We start from the raw sequence: 15,935 nt of genomic DNA on the forward strand, positions 1-15,935 counted from the left end.
GCGCCTGATTGCCCGTTGCGGGCCGTTCATTGATAGCATCCAGGCTTCTTTCATCTGTTCCGCTCCTTTCCTGCATGCCGTTTTTCATCCTCAGGCGCTGCCTGCAGGCGGTCAATGTGCTGGTCGTCATGTCCTTGCTGGTGTTTGCCGGGGTCTATGCGATCGGTAGCCCGCTGGACCTGCTCGTCGACCCCCAGGCCACGACCGAGGATCTGGCGCGGGCAGCGGCCGCGCTGGGGCTGGATCAACCGGTATGGGTGCAGTACGGGCGTTTCCTGAGCCGTGCGCTGGGTGGTGATCTGGGGGATTCCTTCATCCACGGCAGTCCGGCGATCGGGCTGATCCTGGCACGTCTGCCGGCGACGCTGGAGCTTGCGGTGGTGGCCATGCTGATTGCAGTTGGGCTGGGTGTTCCGCTTGGGCTGTGGGCCGGCCTGCATCCGGATACGGTAGGGGGGCGGACCATCATGGCGGGCTCCATCGTCGGCTTCTCGCTACCGACTTTCTGGGTCGGGCTGATGCTGATCATGGTGTTTTCGGTGCAACTGGGCTGGTTGCCAGCCGGCGGACGGGGGCCGACCACCGAGCTGTTTGGTTTGCCGCTGTCGGTCTTGTCTGTCGAAGGTTGGCGCCATCTGATCCTGCCTGCGACCAATCTTGCCCTGTTCAAGCTTGCGCTGATCATCCGCCTGACACGCAGTGGCACACGCGAGGCCTTGCAGCAGGATTACGTCCGCTTTGCGCGTGCCAAGGGTTTGTCAACCGGCCGGGTGGTGGGGGTGCATGTGCTGAAGAACATCCTGATTCCGGTCGTTACCGTGGTGGGCATGGAGTTTGGGTCGCTGGTGGCGTTTTCGGTGGTGACCGAGTCCATCTTTGCGTGGCCGGGCATGGGCAAGTTGCTGCTTGATTCGATCACCCAGCTCGACCGCCCGGTGGTGCTCGCTTACCTGTTGCTGATCGTGCTGCTCTACATCGTCATCAATCTGGTGGTCGATCTGGTCTATGCGCTGCTTGATCCACGCGTTGGCCGCGGAGGGTCGGGCCGATGAGTGCTGCCGACCAAGCTGCGGTCATGCGCGATCACCCGCTGCGGCGATGGATCCGTGCCTATGCCGACAGCCGGCTGGCCCTGGCGGGCTTGGGTTTGCTGGTGCTGATTGTCGCGGCGGCCATCGCCGCGCCCTGGCTGGCGCCACAGAATCCTTACGACTTGATGCAGCTCGACATGCTCGATGGCCGCCTGCCTCCAGGTAGCGTCAGTGGCGATGGTGAGCTGCGCTATCTGCTGGGTACGGATGCCCAGGGGCGGGACATGTTGTCGGCGATTCTGTATGGCCTGCGCATCAGCGTCGTCGTCGGTGTGGCGGCCACACTGCTTGCCTTGCTGGTGGGCATGACGCTGGGTCTGGTGGCCGGGTATTTCGGCGGCCGCTTCGACGCCTTGCTGATGCGGGTGGTGGATATCCAGCTGGCCTTTCCGTCGATCCTGACGGCGATGATCCTGCTGGCCTTGTTTGGTCAGGGCATCGACAAGATCATCATCGCGCTGGTGGCTTCGCAGTGGGCCTACTATGCCCGGACCACGCGCAGCGTGGCCATGGTCGAGGCCGACAAGGCCTACATCGAGGCGGCGCGCTTGCTGGGCTTGTCGACACTGCGCATCGTGTTCCGTCATCTGTTGCCCAACTGTCTGCCGCCGCTGATGGTGGTGGCGGCGCTGCAGGTGGCGGCAGCGATTGCGCTGGAGGCGACCCTGTCCTTCCTTGGCCTGGGGCTGCCGGTGACCGAGCCGTCGCTTGGTTTGCTGATCGCCAACGGCTTTCAGTATCTGTACTCCGGTCGTTACTGGATCAGCCTGTTCCCCGGGCTGGCCTTGCTGCTGACCCTGCTTGCGCTCAATCTGGTGGCCGACCAGTTGCGCGACGTGCTCAACCCCAGGTTGCGAAAGTCATGAACTCGGTGCACAACGCGGCTCAAGCCGTGCTGGAGGTGACCGGGCTGAGTGTCGGCTTTGCCCAGCGGGGGACCGTCCTGCGCGCGGTGGACGATATCAGCCTGCATATTGCGCCGGGTGAGGTGCTGGGCCTGGTCGGGGAGTCGGGGTCGGGCAAGTCGATGACCGCGTATTCGCTGCTGGGTCTGGTGGAGCCGCCCGGTCAGGTGAGTGCCGATACCTTTCGTCTATGCGGCAAGGAGATGCGCGCCGCGGACGAGCGCGCCTGGCGGCAACTGCGGGGCCGGCGCATCGCGATGATCTTTCAGGATCCGATGATGACGCTGAACCCGGTGTTGCGGATCGACACCCAGATGGTCGAAGCCATCCACGCTCATCGCCGGGTGGGGCGAGGCGCTGCGCTGGAGATGGCGGCAGCGGCCTTGCAGCGGGTGGGCATCGCCGATGCCCCGGCGCGTCTGCATGCCTATCCGCACCAGTTGTCGGGCGGGATGCGCCAGCGTGTGGCGATTGCGATTGCCTTGCTCAACGCGCCTGACCTGATCGTGGCCGATGAGCCGACCACCGCGCTCGATGTCACGATCCAGGCGCAGATCCTGGCCGAGATGCAGGCCTTGTGTCAGGCGTCCGGTACTGCACTGCTGTGGATCACCCATGATCTTGCGGTTGTGGCTGCGCTGGCCGACCGGGTCTGTGTGATGTACGCCGGAAGAATCGTCGAGCAGGGACCCGTCGACCAGGTGCTGGCGCAGCCTGCCCACCCCTACACCCGCGGCCTGCTGGATTCCACGCCCGCTGCGGCCCCGAGCCAGCATGCCGACAACGCGGGTGCGACGCGACGGCTGAGCACGATTCCCGGCCTGCCACCGGCCCTGGGCGAGCGGCCCGAGGGGTGTGCGTTCCGGCCGCGCTGTGCGCGGGCAAGCGCGGCCTGCCTGCAAGTGCCGGCGCTGGTGGCGGTGTCACCGGGGCACGAGGTCCGGTGTTTTCATCCCTTGGCGCGGGTGTCGGCATGAGCGTGGGCAGTACGACCGGCACCATGCCGCTATTGGCCCTGCAGGGTGTGAGCAAGCAGTTTGGGTCGGCGCAGGGCTGGCTTGAGCGGGGCGCGGCGCGATTGGGTTGGCTCCCGCCGGCAGGTTCGGTGCAGGCCGTCGACCAAGTTGACCTGGCGATCATGCCGGGCGAGGTGGTCGGGCTGGTGGGCGAATCCGGCTGCGGCAAGTCCACGCTGGGGCGGATCGCGGTCGGGCTGACGCCGCCTTCTGCGGGCGAACGGCGTTGGTGCGGCGAGGCGATCGATCGCTTGCCGGCCAGCGAGCGTCGACGCCTGCAACTGGGTATCCAGATGATCTTTCAGGATCCCTACGCATCGCTCAATCCGCGCCTGACGGTGGGTGAGTTGATTGCCGAGGCGCCGCGGGTTCATGGCCTGATCGGGCGTCGTGAACAGGGCGAATTTGTTGCGCGCAGTCTGCAAGGTGTCGGCCTGGATGCGACAATGGCTAGCCGTTATCCGCACCAGTTCTCGGGCGGTCAGCGGGCCCGCATCGGCATTGCCCGCGCGCTGGCGGTCAGGCCCGCCTTTCTGGTGTGCGACGAGGCGGTGGCGGCCCTCGATGTGTCGGTGCAGGCTCAGGTGTTGAATCTGTTTGCCGATCTTCGCGAACAGCTTGGTCTGACCTATCTCTTCATCAGCCACGATCTGGCGGTGGTGCGGCATCTGGCCGACCGGGTTGCGGTGATGTATCTCGGCCGTGTTGTCGAGATGGCAAGGGTAGGCGAGTTGTTTGGACGTCCCGCCCATCCGTATACCCAGGCGCTGCTGGCGGAGGCGCCGACGCTGAAGGTCGGCAAGCGGCAGTTCATCCCGATCCAGGGCGAGCTTCCATCGCCGCTGGCACCGCCGTCGGGTTGTCATTTTCATCCGCGCTGCCCGCATGCGATGCCGGTATGCAGTAAGCAGGCACCAGCCCTGCGCGAGGTGGCGCCGGGGCATGATTCGGCGTGCCATCTGACTTCGGGTTGAGGTCTGGTGCCGCTCTTGGCCAGCTGCTTGTGGGGAGTGGATGTATTTTGGGGTGTTGCAGCGTGTCCGCAAGTCAGTGGAGCGTCACTTCGAACCGTTGAATAAGGAAGTGAAAATATCTTCGTTCCTTCGGCGATGGGGAGTCCGTAGATTGAGCTTTCCGATCTTTCGACGACCGAACAGGAACGAAACATGAACCTCAAGAATCTGCGCCGCAACCTGCTGGCCATTGCCCTTGGCTCAACGGTGTCGGTGGGGGCTTTTGCCCAAGTGACCCTGCTCAACGTGTCCTATGACCCGACCCGCGAGCTTTATCAGGAGTACAACGCCGCTTTTGCCAAGTACTGGAAGGCGAAGGCGGGTGAGGATGTCACCATCAAGCAATCGCATGGCGGTTCGGGCAAGCAGGCGCGTTCGGTGATCGATGGCCTCGAGGCGGATGTGGTGACACTGGCACTTGCTGGCGATATCGACGCCATCACCGAGAACGGTGGTGCGGTCGCCGCCGGCTGGCAGAAAAAGCTGCCGCTGAACTCGTCGCCTTATACCTCGACCATCGTCCTGCTGGTCAAGAAGGGCAACCCGAAGGGCATCAAGGACTGGAATGATCTGGTCAAGCCGGGTGTCGAGGTGGTGACGCCAAACCCGAAAACTTCTGGCGGTGCGCGCTGGAACTACCTGGCAGCCTGGGGCTATGCCTTGCAGCAACCGGGTGGCAGCGAGGCCAGCGCAAAGGAATTCGTCAAGAAGCTGTATGCCAACGTGAAGGTGCTGGACTCGGGTGCCCGTGGCTCGCTGACCACCTTTACCGAGCGTGGTATCGGCGACGTGCTGATCTCATGGGAGAACGAAGCTTATCTGGCGCTGAAGGAGTTCGGACCGGACAAGTTCGAGATCATCACGCCGTCGGTGTCCATTCTGGCCGAGCCGCCGGTCGCGGTGGTCGACAAGGTGGTTGACAAGCGTGGCACCCGCAAGGTGGCGACCGAGTACCTGAACTACCTGTACTCCGCTGAAGGTCAGGACATCGCCGGCAAGCACTACTATCGTCCGACCGACAAGGCGGCACAGGCCAAGTATGCCAAGCAGTTCGCCCAGGTGAAGTTGTTCGGCATCGATGAAGTGTTTGGGGGTTGGGGCAAGGTACAGAAGGCCCATTTCGGCGATGGCGGCGTGTTCGACCAGATCACCGGCGCTTCCAGGTAAGTCTCGGCGCAGCGCGTGTTGAAAAGGCCCACCCGACGGATGCCGGGTGGGCCTTGCTGATTGGATTTGCCGATGTGGGGTTGGCGGGCGTGCCGGACGAGCTTAATCCGCCTCGCTACCCTGCTTGCCCAGGGCCCCGATGACCCGGGCTTCGGTGAGCTCAGGCGCACACAGTTCGATGAAGCGATACGCGAAGCCACGCAGGTAGTGGCCACGCCGCACCGCGATGCGGGTGGTGTTCTCGGGAAACAGGTGGGTGCTGTCGAGCTGCACCAGATCGCCGTCGCGCCCGGCCACGAACGCCATCGAGGCCAGGATGCCGACCCCCAGGCCCAGCTCCACATAGGTCTTGATCACATCGGCATCGAGCGCCGACATCACCACATCGGGCACCAGCCCGGCGCTGGCAAAGGCATTGTCGATGCGCGCCCGCCCGGTAAAACCCTCGTGATAGGTGATGATGGGGTAGTCGGCCACCGCCTCCAGCGTCAGCTTTGGCAGCGCCTGCAGCGGATGGCCGTTGGGGACGATCACCGAATGGTGCCAGCTGTAGTACGGAAAGGAGGCCAGCTCCGGCACATTGGCCAGCGCCTCGGTGGCCACGCCGATGTCGGCCTGGCCGTCGAGCAGGAGCTGCACGATCTCGGCCGGGCTGCCCTGGTGCAGTTTCAGGTGCACCTTGGGGTAGGCCCGCTTGAACGCGGTCACCACCTTGGGCAGCGCGTAGCGGGCCTGGGTGTGGGTGGTGACCACGGTCAGCTGGCCTTCATCGCGCTTGCTGTACTGCTCGGCCAGGCGCTTGATGTTGCCAGCGTCGAGCAGCATGCGCTCGACCATCACCACCAGCTCCTTGCCGGGTTCGGTGAGGCCGAGCAGGCGCTTGCCCTTGCGCACGAAGAGCTCGACGCCCAGCTCGTCCTCCAGGTCCTTGATGTGTTTGGACACCCCCGACTGCGAGGTGAACAAGGCATTGGCCACCTCGGTCAGGTTGAAACCGCGGCGCACCGTCTCGCGGATGATGCGCAACTGCTGGAAGTTCATTGAGGACTCGCTGCTTGACGTTCGAAGAGTTTGAGACGGGAGGGCACGAGGCGGACGATCTGGCCCTCGGCCAGGCCCAGCTCGGTCACCCGGCTGCGTGCGAGCTCGACCTCGTAGTGCTGTCCGCTCGACCCATTGACCCCATCGAGCTCCACCCGCGCGGTGATGCCAAAGGACAGCACCCGGTTGACGCGCGCCGAGACCCCCTTGCCCACCTCACCGTCGACCACGATATCCAGTTCGTGAGGGCGCGCAAAGGCGATCACCTCGGCCCCCTGGCGGAACGCGTCCGGCTGATCGTGCAGGACATCCTCCCCGACCTGGACCGTACCATCCTCGATGCGGCCGTGGAACAGATTAACGGATCCGAGAAAGCTGTACACAAAGGGCGTGGCCGGGTGGCGGTAGACCTCCTCCGGAGTACCGATCTGCTCGACCTTGCCATGGTCCATCAGCACCACCCGGTCGGCCACCTCCAGCGCCTCTTCCTGGTCGTGGGTGACGAAGATCGAGGTAATGTGCAACTCGTCATGCAGATTGCGCAGCCAGCGGCGCAGCTCCTTGCGCACCTTTGCATCGAGCGCGCCGAAGGGCTCGTCGAGCAGCAGCACGCGCGGCTCCACTGCCAGCGCCCGGGCGAGCGCAATGCGCTGGCGCTGGCCGCCCGACAGCTGTGCCGGAAAGCGGTCGGCCAGCCAGTCGAGCTGGACCAACTGGAGCAGGTCGTGCACCTTGGTACGGATCTGTGACTCGGACGGACGCTGTGCCCGCGGCTTCATGCGCATGCCGAAGGCGACGTTGTCGAACACGGTCATGTGGCGGAACAGCGCATAGTGCTGGAACACGAAGCCCACCTGGCGTTCGCGCACATGGGTGCCCGAGGCATCTTCGCCTTCGAGCAGCACCTGACCCGAATCGGCCTGCTCCAGTCCGGCGATGATGCGCAGCAAGGTGGTCTTGCCGCAGCCGGAGGGCCCCAGCAGGGCCACCAGCTCGCCAGTGGGAAACTCGAGGGAAACCTTGTCCAGCGCCACGAAGCTGCCGAACTGCTTGTGAATGTCCTTGACCTGGATGCTCATGATGCGTCGTCCTTGATGGAATCCTACAACCTAGAAACCGCAGTTGGATGCGCCCGAGTGTGCGTCTGGCGGGCTGTCTGGCAAGGCGCGACGAAGCCGCATGGTCATTCCCTGCAATGAGGAGCAACGCGGCCAGGCAGCCCGCCAGGCGTGCAATCGGGTGCATAGCGCGCCTACCGTATTGCCGGTGTCTGCCCGATACCGAGAACATCGTGTTCATCGGGCTTTCGGGCTATCGACAAGCGGCTGACTGCGGTTTCTAGGTTCAATGCGCGGGCGGCGCGGTTCTCGACCCAGGTCTTGATCACCAGGGTGACGATGGCCAGCAGCGCAAGCAGGGAGGCGACGGCAAAGGCCGCCGCGAACTGGTATTCGTTGTAGAGAATCTCGACATGCAGCGGCAGGGTGTTGGTCTGGCCCCGGATATGACCCGAGACCACCGACACCGCACCGAACTCGCCCATTGCCCGCGCATTGCACAGGATCACCCCGTACATCAGGCCCCACTTGATGTTGGGCAGGGTCACATGCCAGAAGGTCTGGAACCCATTGGCGCCCAGCACCACCGAGGCCTCCTCCTCCTCGCGCCCCTGGGCCTGCATCAGCGGGATCAGCTCGCGGGCAACGAAGGGAAAGGTGACGAACACGGTGGCCAGCACGATGCCGGGCACGGCAAAGATGACCTTGAGGTCATTGGCCATCAGCCAGCCGCCGAACCAGCCCTGCGCACCAAACAGCAGCACCCAGACCAGACCGGCAATCACCGGCGACACCGAGAACGGCAGGTCGATCAGCGTGATCAGGAACTGCTTGCCGCGGAACTCGAACTTGGCAATCGCCCACGCCGCGCACACCCCGAACACCAGGTTGAGCGGCACCGCGATCAGCGCCGCCGTCAGCGTCAGCCGGACCGCCGACAAGGCGTCCGGATCGCTCAGCGCGGTGAGGTAGGTACCCCAGCCCTTGCGGAAGGCCTCGACGAACACCGCGATCAGCGGCATCAGCAAGAAGGTGGCGAAGAAGGTCAGCGACACGCCCAGGATCAGCCACTTGACCCAGGGGGCTTCGCGCGTGGCAGCGCGCGACTCGAAGCGGGCGGCGTGATCGCCGCCCAGATGCAGGGTGGTTGCGCCGGCCATCAGCGATCTCTCCCGGTACGTTTGGACGTCCATGCCTGCAAGCCGTTGATCACCAGCAGCAGGACGAAGGACAACAGCAGCATGACGACGGCGATGGCGGTGGCGCCGGCGTAGTCGTATTGCTCGAGCTTGGTGATGATCATCAGCGGGGTGATCTCGGACACCATCGGGATGTTGCCGGCGATGAAGATGACCGAGCCGTATTCCCCCACGGCCCGGGCAAAGGCAAGCGCAAAGCCGGTCAGCAGCGCGGGCAGCAGGATGGGCAGGATGACGAAGCGGAAGGTCTGCCAGCGATCGGCCCCCAGGCTGACCGCGGCCTCTTCGAGTTCGGTGTCGAGATCCTCGAGGATCGGCTGCACGGTGCGGACCACGAAGGGCAGGCCGATGAAGACCAGCGCGACCAGCACCCCCAGGGGCCCGAAGGCCACCTTGACCCCGATGGCGTCGAAGTACTGACCGATCCAGCCGTTCTTGGCGTACAGCGCGGTCAGCGCGATGCCGGCCACGGCGGTGGGCAGGGCAAAGGGCAGGTCAACCAGCGCATCGATGATGCGCTTGCCGGGAAACGAATAGCGCACCAGCGCCCACGCCAGCATCAGGCCAAACACGGTGTTGATGGCCGCGGCGACCAGCGACAGCCCGAACGACAGCTTGTAGGTGGCGACCACGCGGGGCGTGGTGACGACATCCCAGAACTGGCCCAGGCTCAGCTCGCTGGTCTTGATGAACACCGCAGCGAGCGGGATCAGCACGATCAGTGACAGGTAGGTCAGGGTGAAGCCGAGCGTGATCTTGAAGCCCGGCAACACCCTGAAAGTCTTGGTGGCAGCCATTAGCGGCTCACCGTGATCTGGTGATGAAGAACGGGGGTGGCGCAGTGACTGCTGGTGCCCCCCCGGATCGTTTTGACGGCCATCATCTTGCGGTCCTTGATTGGATGATGGCTGGAGTTTAATCAGAAGGTTTATTGGGTATAAGTAATAAAAAATGGAATTGATATTCCATTTTGAGCTAAGTTATGGAGGGATGTTGGTGGCGTTGAAGCGGATTGGGAAGGCACTGTCTGATGTAGAGCGCCTGGAACAAAAAACAAAAAAGCCCTTGAAAGATCAAGGGCTTTTTTTAATGTCTGGCGGACAGGGCGGGATTCGAACCCGCGTTGGGATATTATCCCAAACACGCTTTCCAGGCGTGCGACTTAAACCACTCATCCACCTGTCCGTGGAAGCCGCGCATTCTAGCGGCTTTGCCCTTGGGTGGGAAGCGCTTGTTGCGTTCTTTTTGCCGATATTGCGTTTTTCGATCGGGTTGCATTCGTTTCAGGCGGTGATGTCCGGTATGTCCGTCAAGCTTGGCGGGTTTCCTCTTGGGATTGTCTTACTGGCGTAAAATGCCGCTCCATACAGAATGACTCCGCCGGGCAGGCAATGAGCGGAGACAGAATCCCCGGGAGAACCTGATGCACCGTATCAACCTGCACGACGCGATCGTGGCACTGACCACGTCGCTGGATTTTGTGGGCGTGGATGAAATTCAGCATGGCAAGCGTGTTGGCCATATGGCGCGGGTCGTGGCCGAGACGATGGCTTGGCCGCAGGCGCGCTGCCTGGATTTGCTGCACGCTGGCATGTTGCACGATTGTGGCGTTTCGCGCGTGCGCGAGCACCGCAACCTGACCGAGACCCTGGAGTGGGACGGTGCCGAAGAGCACTGCGTGCGCGGCGCGGACTATCTGGCGGCCTGCCCGGTGCTAGCGCGTTATGCCGGTGTGGTGCGCTATCACCATACGCGCTGGGAAGATCTGCAGGCGATGCACGAGGTGGATCTGGAGACCCGGATCGAGGCCAATCTGGTTTATCTGGTAGATCGTGTCGACGTGCTGCTGGCGCCTTATCTGGTGGGCGGACATCTGGCCAACGACATCATCTGGGAGCGGGAAGGGATCGTCGATCGCGTGCGCAGCCTGTCCGGCACATTGTTCGAGCCAGGTCTGGTGGAGGCGTTTTGCGAGGTTGCAGCGTCCGAGGCCTTCTGGCTGTCGATGGAGCCGCTGTACCTGAATGAAGAGCTTGAGTTGCTGGGCAAGCAGATGCCGCCGGTCATGTTGCAGACGGCTGAGCTACTTGAGCTGGCTGACCTGTTTTCACGTGTGGTGGATGCCAAAAGTCATTACACCGACGACCACTCCCGCCGCGTCGCCGCAATCAGCCGCCACCTTGCGGCGGCCATGGGGCGCACCGGTGACAGCCTGATCATGATCGAGCTGGCAGGCCTGCTGCACGACATGGGCAAGCTGAGGGTGCCTGACGAGATCATTGAGAAACCCGGGACGCTCAACCGCGACGAGCGCGCCTATATTGCGCGTCATAGCTATGATACGTACCGTATCCTGTTACGCATCTTTCCCGATACGCCGATCCCGGGTTGGGCGGGGTCGCACCATGAAAATCTGCTGGGTCAGGGATACCCGTTCAGGACCGCTGCGGGTGAGATCGACCTGGAAACCCGCATCATCTCGGTGGCAGATATCTTCCAGGCCTTGTTGCAGGATCGTCCGTATCGTCCCCGACTGGATGCCAGGGCGGTGGTTGAACGGGTGCAGGCAATGGTGGATGAAGGACGGCTGGATGCGGATGTCGTCGCGGTGCTGATTGCCGAACTGGATAGCTGCCTGGCTTTGGCTTTGCCTGACGGTGTGCGCCGTACCCCGGCTGCGTGAGTGTGCGTCAGTTTGCCGTCGGGCGCTTGAGGTAAGTTTCAAGTTCTGCGCAGAGTTGTCCGACCTCTGCAATCAACTGCTGGCGTAGTGTATCGAGTGGCGTGCCATCCGATTTGCAGGCACGTTCCAGTGCGCCCGCCATCTGGGCTGCGGGATGGGCGTGGATCTGCGCCAGCATGCCACGCAGTGAATGCGCGATCTTGCCTTGACCCGGACGGTCATTCGTCGCTTCCAGTGTGCCGACGGTTTCCTGCTGCCAGACCAGTGCGCGCTGGAGGATCTCCCGCGTCAAGGTGCCGTCGTCCATCAGGTCATCACGCAGGGCGACCGGGTCAAAGTGGTGAAACGCAGACAGCTGGTCAGTCATCGCGGATCAGGCCTCGGCTGAGGGGGCATTGCGGACCGGTGCAATTGCCTGGGTCAGTGTAGCCAGGCTGAGCGGTTTCAGCAGGATGTCGTTGAAGCCTGCGTCGAGGAACTCTTCGCGGTCCTGCGCCATGCCGTGCGCAGTATACGCAATCAGGTGTATGTCCCGCCAGGCGGGATTGGCGCGGATGATGCGGCAGGCCTCGGTTCCACTCATGCCTGGCATCGAGATGTCCAGCAGGATCAGCGCGGGCTGGATGTCGGGCAGACGTTGCAGCATCGATTCGGCATCGGCGAATTCTTCGATCGTCCAGCCAAGACGTTGCATGAAGGCTGCCGGCAGTTTGCGGTTGACCGGACTGTCGTCAGTAATGAAGGCAAGCGAACTCATGGATCTCAGCTGGATTGAGTCGGAGGAGAGGCTGCCGGTATCGTGATCGAGAAGCTTGAGCCGACGCCTACCCGTGAGCTTACCTCAATCCGGCCGCCCATCAAGTCGACCATCCGGCGCGCCAGTGACAGACCCAGTCCGGTACCCATATGGCGGCGGGTAAGGAAGTTTTCCGATTGGCAGAAGGGTTCGAAGATGTGCTCGAGATCCTTGTCCGGAATGCCAACGCCCGTGTCGCTGACCGTTAGCACCAACGATTGATCGCGCTGTTGCAGCCGCACACGTACATCACCTTGCTCGGTAAATTTGATCGCATTGGACAACAGGTTGTTGACAACCTGACGTAGTCTGACCGGATCGCCCCGACCCCAGTACTCGTCCGGAATGTCGGTGTGCAAGTCGAGATTGGACGCGGCAGCGGTGACAGAGTAGAGGTTGACTGCGGAGCGCATCAGCTCCGATACGTTGACCGATTCCAGGCGCAGCTCCATGCGGCCGGCCTCGATCTTGGCGAGATCGAGCACGTCGTTGAGGACAGCTAGCAGATGGTGACCGCTGTCCCGGATGGTTTCGGCGTAGCCACGTTGTTCTTCATTGTGCAGATCCATGTGCAGCAACTCGGCGTAGCCGATGATGCCGTTGAGCGGTGTGCGCAGTTCATGCGACATGCTGGCAAGGAACTCGGACTTCATCCGGTTGGCCTGTTCTGCGGTCAGTCTGGCCTCCTCGAGTCGAACGATCGAGGCTTGTACCGAGTCCGCCATGCGATTGAACGAGTGTCCCATCTCGGCCATTTCGTCCTTGCCGCGCACCTCGAGTCGCGCGTCGAGGTCACCCCGCTGGAAGCGCCCGATGCCCGCAACCACCGATGTGATGCGGCTTGACAGCAGGTTGGCCATCCATACCGCGATGAAGATGACTGCGATGATCATGACAATGGTGGATACCGTCAGTGCAGCCGCCGTGTTGGCAAGACTCTTGCCAATATCTGTTACCAGTGATTCGCGCTGGCTCTGCATGTCAAGATCGGCGCGGGCTGTCATCGCACTGATGCGCTTGCCCGATTCGGTCGCGGCCTGGTGGAAATCATCCACATTGGCGCCGATGGTGACAAAACCGAAACCCCGGCGCGAATGGCCATAGCGGCCGGTGTAGTAGGGAATGGCAGCAGCAGTCGTCAGCTTCCACAAGCCACTGAAGAAGATGTTGAATGAACCCGATCCGCCGTGTTCGGTCAGGTCGTACCAGCCGATGCATTGGGGCGAGAAGTTCAGGTAGCGACAATCCAGACCGACCGAGCCCGATGTGGACGAGGCCGGGTGCGGCTTGCGGGTGATGCGCTGATCCTTGAACGGCTCGACCGTTTCGGCGAAGGCCGGCCAGGACCGGCCGCTGGCTTGCCAGGCTTCGTAAAGCTCCTGATCCAGCCATGGCGTTGCGCGTTCGCCGGTGGCGGGGTCGAAGCCGACAATGAAGTAGTCGCGCGCGTGGGAGATGCTGCGGCCCAGGTAATCCCACATGAAGGCGTAGTTGCCGGAGGCCGGGTCTGCAATCGCCGTGTGCCGTTTGTCAGTCGGGCTGACCGGGTCGGTGAAGGCCATCAGGTGGGCGTGGTCCAGCGCCAGTGTGACGTAGCCGATCACCTTGCCGTCGCGCTCCACGGGTGTGGCCCATCGGATCAGGCCGCGAAAGCGCTCGCCCACTGGGTTCTCAAGCCCGGCGTAGCCGGATTTTTCCGGCTCGAAAGGCTTGTTTCGCTTGGTGGCTTCTGCCGGGGTGTAGGGGCCGATCCAGGCGGCGGGTACTTGCTTGCCGATGACCTCGGAGACATAGATCTCTCCTGGCGCGAGTGCCTGTAAATCGGACCAGTAGGTTTCGGCGCGCAGGAAGGTGTTCTCGCGCCGCTTGATATCGCGCAAGTCGCTGTCGAGCAGGTCCTTGGCTGGATCGGTCACGATCTTGATCTTCTCGATGCCGTCCAGGCCGACGAAGGTGATCTCCATGAACAGCGGTGCCGTATATTTGCGCTCGACCGGGTCGGGTTCGCGGTAGTTGAAGGCGCGCGAATTGTCCGACAGCGGGGCGCGAACCGGTGATCGGTCGATCTTTACGAGTTCGGCGGGTTCCCACTTGCTGCCGTCCGCGCTGGGCCGGTAGGGCACGTGGTCTTCAAGGTCGCGCAGATGCCCATCAACAAACCACCGGTAGGTGGAGGCGTCAATCGGCATCCTGGCTGCGTGCAGGATGTCCTTGTCACGCTCATATAGAAACTGGGCGACGGCGCGGGCTGTTTGTGTGGTCAGGGTTTCGATCGCTTCGCGGGAGCGATCGTCCAGGGCTGCGATTGCATCGCTGATGGCGGTGTCGGCGGTGCTCTGCTGCGTGTCGCGCATGTTGCTGACCATGCTGATGACGCCATCGGTCACCGATTCGCCCAGCTTCTGTGCAGCGCTCCATGCAAACCAGGCCAGCAACAATAGCGGCACAACCTTGATGGCAACAAAAATGGCGATCAGCTTGGCGCGGATGCTCAGGTTTTCCAGCCATGAACGCATGTGTTGTCCCCGATGAGTATTGTTATTTGTGCGATCTGGCAGCGGCAGGGAAAGCGGTGATGATCAGTTGTCCGCGCGGATGTCCGAGGCCATGACACGCTGCCGTCTGACCAGTGAGATCAGCGCCTGGACATAGCCGTGAAGTTCGCGAAAGGGGACGGGCTTGCCATAGGCCACCACGTCCGGCGGCAATCCACCCTCGGCTTCGATTTCTTCGGCTGACAACGAGGACACGACGACGATGGCAATATCCAGGGTCGCCGGATTATCGCGCAGGCGGCGAATCATTTCGAACCCGTTCACCCCGTTCATGCGCAGGTCGGTGATCAGAAGGTCGGGTGGCTGCCTGCCAACCGCCATCAGCGCGTCGAGGCCGTGCTCGAAGATCCTGACATCAAGCGGCAACGCCCAGCGCTCAAGTGCTTCCCGGTAGACGTGGCGCAGCAACTCGTCATCCTCGACCACCATGACACGGAAGCGGTCAGTCTCTTCACCTGCATTACGCGGACCACGTGTCCGGCTGGGCTGGGCTTGTGCGAGCAAGGCATCGACGGAATCCTGGCGGATCCGGCGGTGCCCGCCGGCGGTCTTCCAGGCAACCAGCTTGCCGCTTTCGACCATCTGCTGGACCGCGCCCAATGACAGCCCAAGCTGTTTGGCGGCCTGAGCCGTGCTGATGAATTCTCGCGGTGTTCCGGCTGTTGGCATGGTCTGGGTCTAAAGGGTGAAGTAAAGGTCGGGAACAGCCGTATCGGACAAAAAGGGATGTTGTCGAAATTTTAAATCAGAATCGTGATGTATTTGCGCATAATCCGGCCCGGCAGGCCGTGGCTGTATTGAAAAGGCCACTGTTTCATGATCAGCGTGTCGTGGCAGATGTCAGCAGGATGCTGTTGGGCTGGAGTAGGTTGTGGAGCGTCATGCAGAACTGCCGTTGAAGCCGGTGATCGAGTAAGTTCATATTGCGCTGATGAATACTGGTTGAGTCTTGAGTGGCTAAACTTTCCTGCTGGACTTGACGCATGTTGAAATGGGCGTTGTACTGAAAACTTGGATTAATCGGAAAGGCGTGTATGCAACCGTCCGGGATGATCGAGCCTGTGCTCGACGAGCGATTACTTGCAGAGCTTTACGGAATACTGGGAGAGGATCTGCGCGGTATCGTGCAGCAGTTGCTCGATCAGTTGCCCGAGCAGTGTCATGCCTTGCATGGGGCCGTTGCAGGGGGGGAGCTGCTTCAGGTGAAGAAGCTGGCTCATTCGATCAAGGGTGGGGCGGGCAATCTGGGGGCAGTGGCACTGTCGGCTGCAGCGGCGCGGCTGGAAATGGCTGCTGCGGGTGGCGACAGAGCGGCCACTGGAGGCCTGATGGAAGCGGTTGACTCGCTGGCGCACCTGACCGAAGCAGCGCTGCAGCGTTTCCTGGATGAGCGGCGGTAGTGCCTTTTCCT

Annotated in this window: 15 protein-coding genes and 1 tRNA gene; 7 read left to right on the forward strand and 9 right to left on the reverse strand. The window is 62.4% G+C overall.

What is annotated here, in order from left to right; translation table 11 throughout:
- Positions 1-74 precede the first annotated feature (74 nt).
- The 5 genes from DNK49_RS11560 (at position 75) to DNK49_RS11580 (ending at position 5,192) form a co-directional block, all read left to right on the forward strand.
- On the forward strand, positions 75-1,052 hold the full coding sequence (locus tag DNK49_RS11560) for an ABC transporter permease (RefSeq protein ID WP_110524684.1): 978 nt from the start codon (positions 75-77) through the stop codon (positions 1,050-1,052).
- Complete coding sequence (locus DNK49_RS11565; RefSeq protein ID WP_110524686.1) at positions 1,049-1,957, forward strand: ABC transporter permease; 909 nt, start codon at positions 1,049-1,051, stop codon at positions 1,955-1,957. The genes DNK49_RS11560 and DNK49_RS11565 overlap by 4 nt, the downstream gene beginning before the upstream one ends.
- Positions 1,954-2,973 carry an ABC transporter ATP-binding protein gene (locus DNK49_RS11570; RefSeq protein ID WP_110524688.1) on the forward strand — a complete coding sequence of 340 codons (1,020 nt, stop codon included), beginning with the start codon at positions 1,954-1,956 and terminating at the stop codon, positions 2,971-2,973. Before DNK49_RS11565 ends, DNK49_RS11570 begins: the two co-directional genes overlap by 4 nt.
- Entirely contained in the window at positions 2,940-3,986 is a 1,047-nt protein-coding gene (locus tag DNK49_RS11575; RefSeq protein WP_243632333.1) for an ABC transporter ATP-binding protein, read from the forward strand. The genes DNK49_RS11570 and DNK49_RS11575 overlap by 34 nt, the downstream gene beginning before the upstream one ends.
- A gap of 192 nt (positions 3,987-4,178) precedes the next feature.
- Complete coding sequence (locus DNK49_RS11580; protein ID WP_110524692.1) at positions 4,179-5,192, forward strand: sulfate ABC transporter substrate-binding protein; 1,014 nt, start codon at positions 4,179-4,181, stop codon at positions 5,190-5,192.
- 102 nt (positions 5,193-5,294) lie between these two features.
- On the opposite strand, the gene DNK49_RS11585 is transcribed toward DNK49_RS11580, so the two are convergent.
- The 5 genes from DNK49_RS11585 to DNK49_RS11605 form a co-directional block, all read right to left on the reverse strand.
- A complete protein-coding gene (locus DNK49_RS11585; protein ID WP_110524694.1) occupies positions 5,295-6,233 on the reverse strand; it encodes a CysB family HTH-type transcriptional regulator in 939 nt (312 codons plus the stop codon).
- Positions 6,230-7,312 carry a sulfate/molybdate ABC transporter ATP-binding protein gene (locus DNK49_RS11590; protein ID WP_110524697.1) on the reverse strand — a complete coding sequence of 361 codons (1,083 nt, stop codon included), beginning with the start codon at positions 7,310-7,312 and terminating at the stop codon, positions 6,230-6,232. Before DNK49_RS11590 ends, DNK49_RS11585 begins: the two co-directional genes overlap by 4 nt.
- A 173-nt stretch (positions 7,313-7,485) precedes the next feature.
- Entirely contained in the window at positions 7,486-8,451 is a 966-nt protein-coding gene (gene cysW / locus DNK49_RS11595) for a sulfate ABC transporter permease subunit CysW (protein WP_110524699.1), read from the reverse strand.
- On the reverse strand, positions 8,451-9,287 hold the full coding sequence (gene cysT, locus DNK49_RS11600; RefSeq protein WP_110524701.1) for a sulfate ABC transporter permease subunit CysT: 837 nt from the start codon (positions 9,285-9,287) through the stop codon (positions 8,451-8,453). The genes cysW and cysT overlap by 1 nt, the downstream gene beginning before the upstream one ends.
- Before the next feature lie 297 nt (positions 9,288-9,584).
- Positions 9,585-9,675, reverse strand: a tRNA-Ser gene (locus DNK49_RS11605).
- Between the two features lie 238 nt (positions 9,676-9,913).
- Between DNK49_RS11605 and DNK49_RS11615 the strand changes: the two genes are divergently transcribed.
- Positions 9,914-11,173: an HD-GYP domain-containing protein gene (locus DNK49_RS11615; RefSeq protein ID WP_110524705.1), complete on the forward strand. Its 1,260-nt coding sequence runs from the start codon at positions 9,914-9,916 to the stop codon at positions 11,171-11,173.
- Between the two features lie 7 nt (positions 11,174-11,180).
- On the opposite strand, the gene DNK49_RS11620 is transcribed toward DNK49_RS11615, so the two are convergent.
- The 4 genes from DNK49_RS11620 to DNK49_RS11635 all read right to left on the reverse strand — a co-directional run bounded on the left by DNK49_RS11620 (position 11,181) and on the right by DNK49_RS11635 (position 15,193).
- Positions 11,181-11,540 carry an Hpt domain-containing protein gene (locus DNK49_RS11620; protein WP_110524707.1) on the reverse strand — a complete coding sequence of 120 codons (360 nt, stop codon included), beginning with the start codon at positions 11,538-11,540 and terminating at the stop codon, positions 11,181-11,183.
- 6 nt (positions 11,541-11,546) lie between these two features.
- Positions 11,547-11,930: a response regulator gene (locus tag DNK49_RS11625; protein ID WP_110524709.1), complete on the reverse strand. Its 384-nt coding sequence runs from the start codon at positions 11,928-11,930 to the stop codon at positions 11,547-11,549.
- Positions 11,931-11,935: 5 nt separating this feature from the next.
- Positions 11,936-14,485 carry a sensor histidine kinase gene (locus DNK49_RS11630; RefSeq protein ID WP_110524711.1) on the reverse strand — a complete coding sequence of 850 codons (2,550 nt, stop codon included), beginning with the start codon at positions 14,483-14,485 and terminating at the stop codon, positions 11,936-11,938.
- Positions 14,486-14,548: 63 nt separating this feature from the next.
- Positions 14,549-15,193 carry a response regulator gene (locus DNK49_RS11635; protein ID WP_110524713.1) on the reverse strand — a complete coding sequence of 215 codons (645 nt, stop codon included), beginning with the start codon at positions 15,191-15,193 and terminating at the stop codon, positions 14,549-14,551.
- 365 nt (positions 15,194-15,558) lie between these two features.
- On the opposite strand from DNK49_RS11635, the gene DNK49_RS11640 reads away from it, so the two are divergent.
- The gene (locus DNK49_RS11640) at positions 15,559-15,924 is read left to right on the forward strand and encodes an Hpt domain-containing protein (protein ID WP_110524714.1); all 366 of its coding nucleotides are present in this window, start codon (positions 15,559-15,561) and stop codon (positions 15,922-15,924) included.
- The last annotated feature ends 11 nt before the right edge of the window (positions 15,925-15,935 follow it).

Source organism: Parazoarcus communis SWub3 = DSM 12120 (genome assembly GCF_003226565.1).
Lineage (GTDB): Bacteria > Pseudomonadota > Gammaproteobacteria > Burkholderiales > Rhodocyclaceae > Parazoarcus > Parazoarcus communis.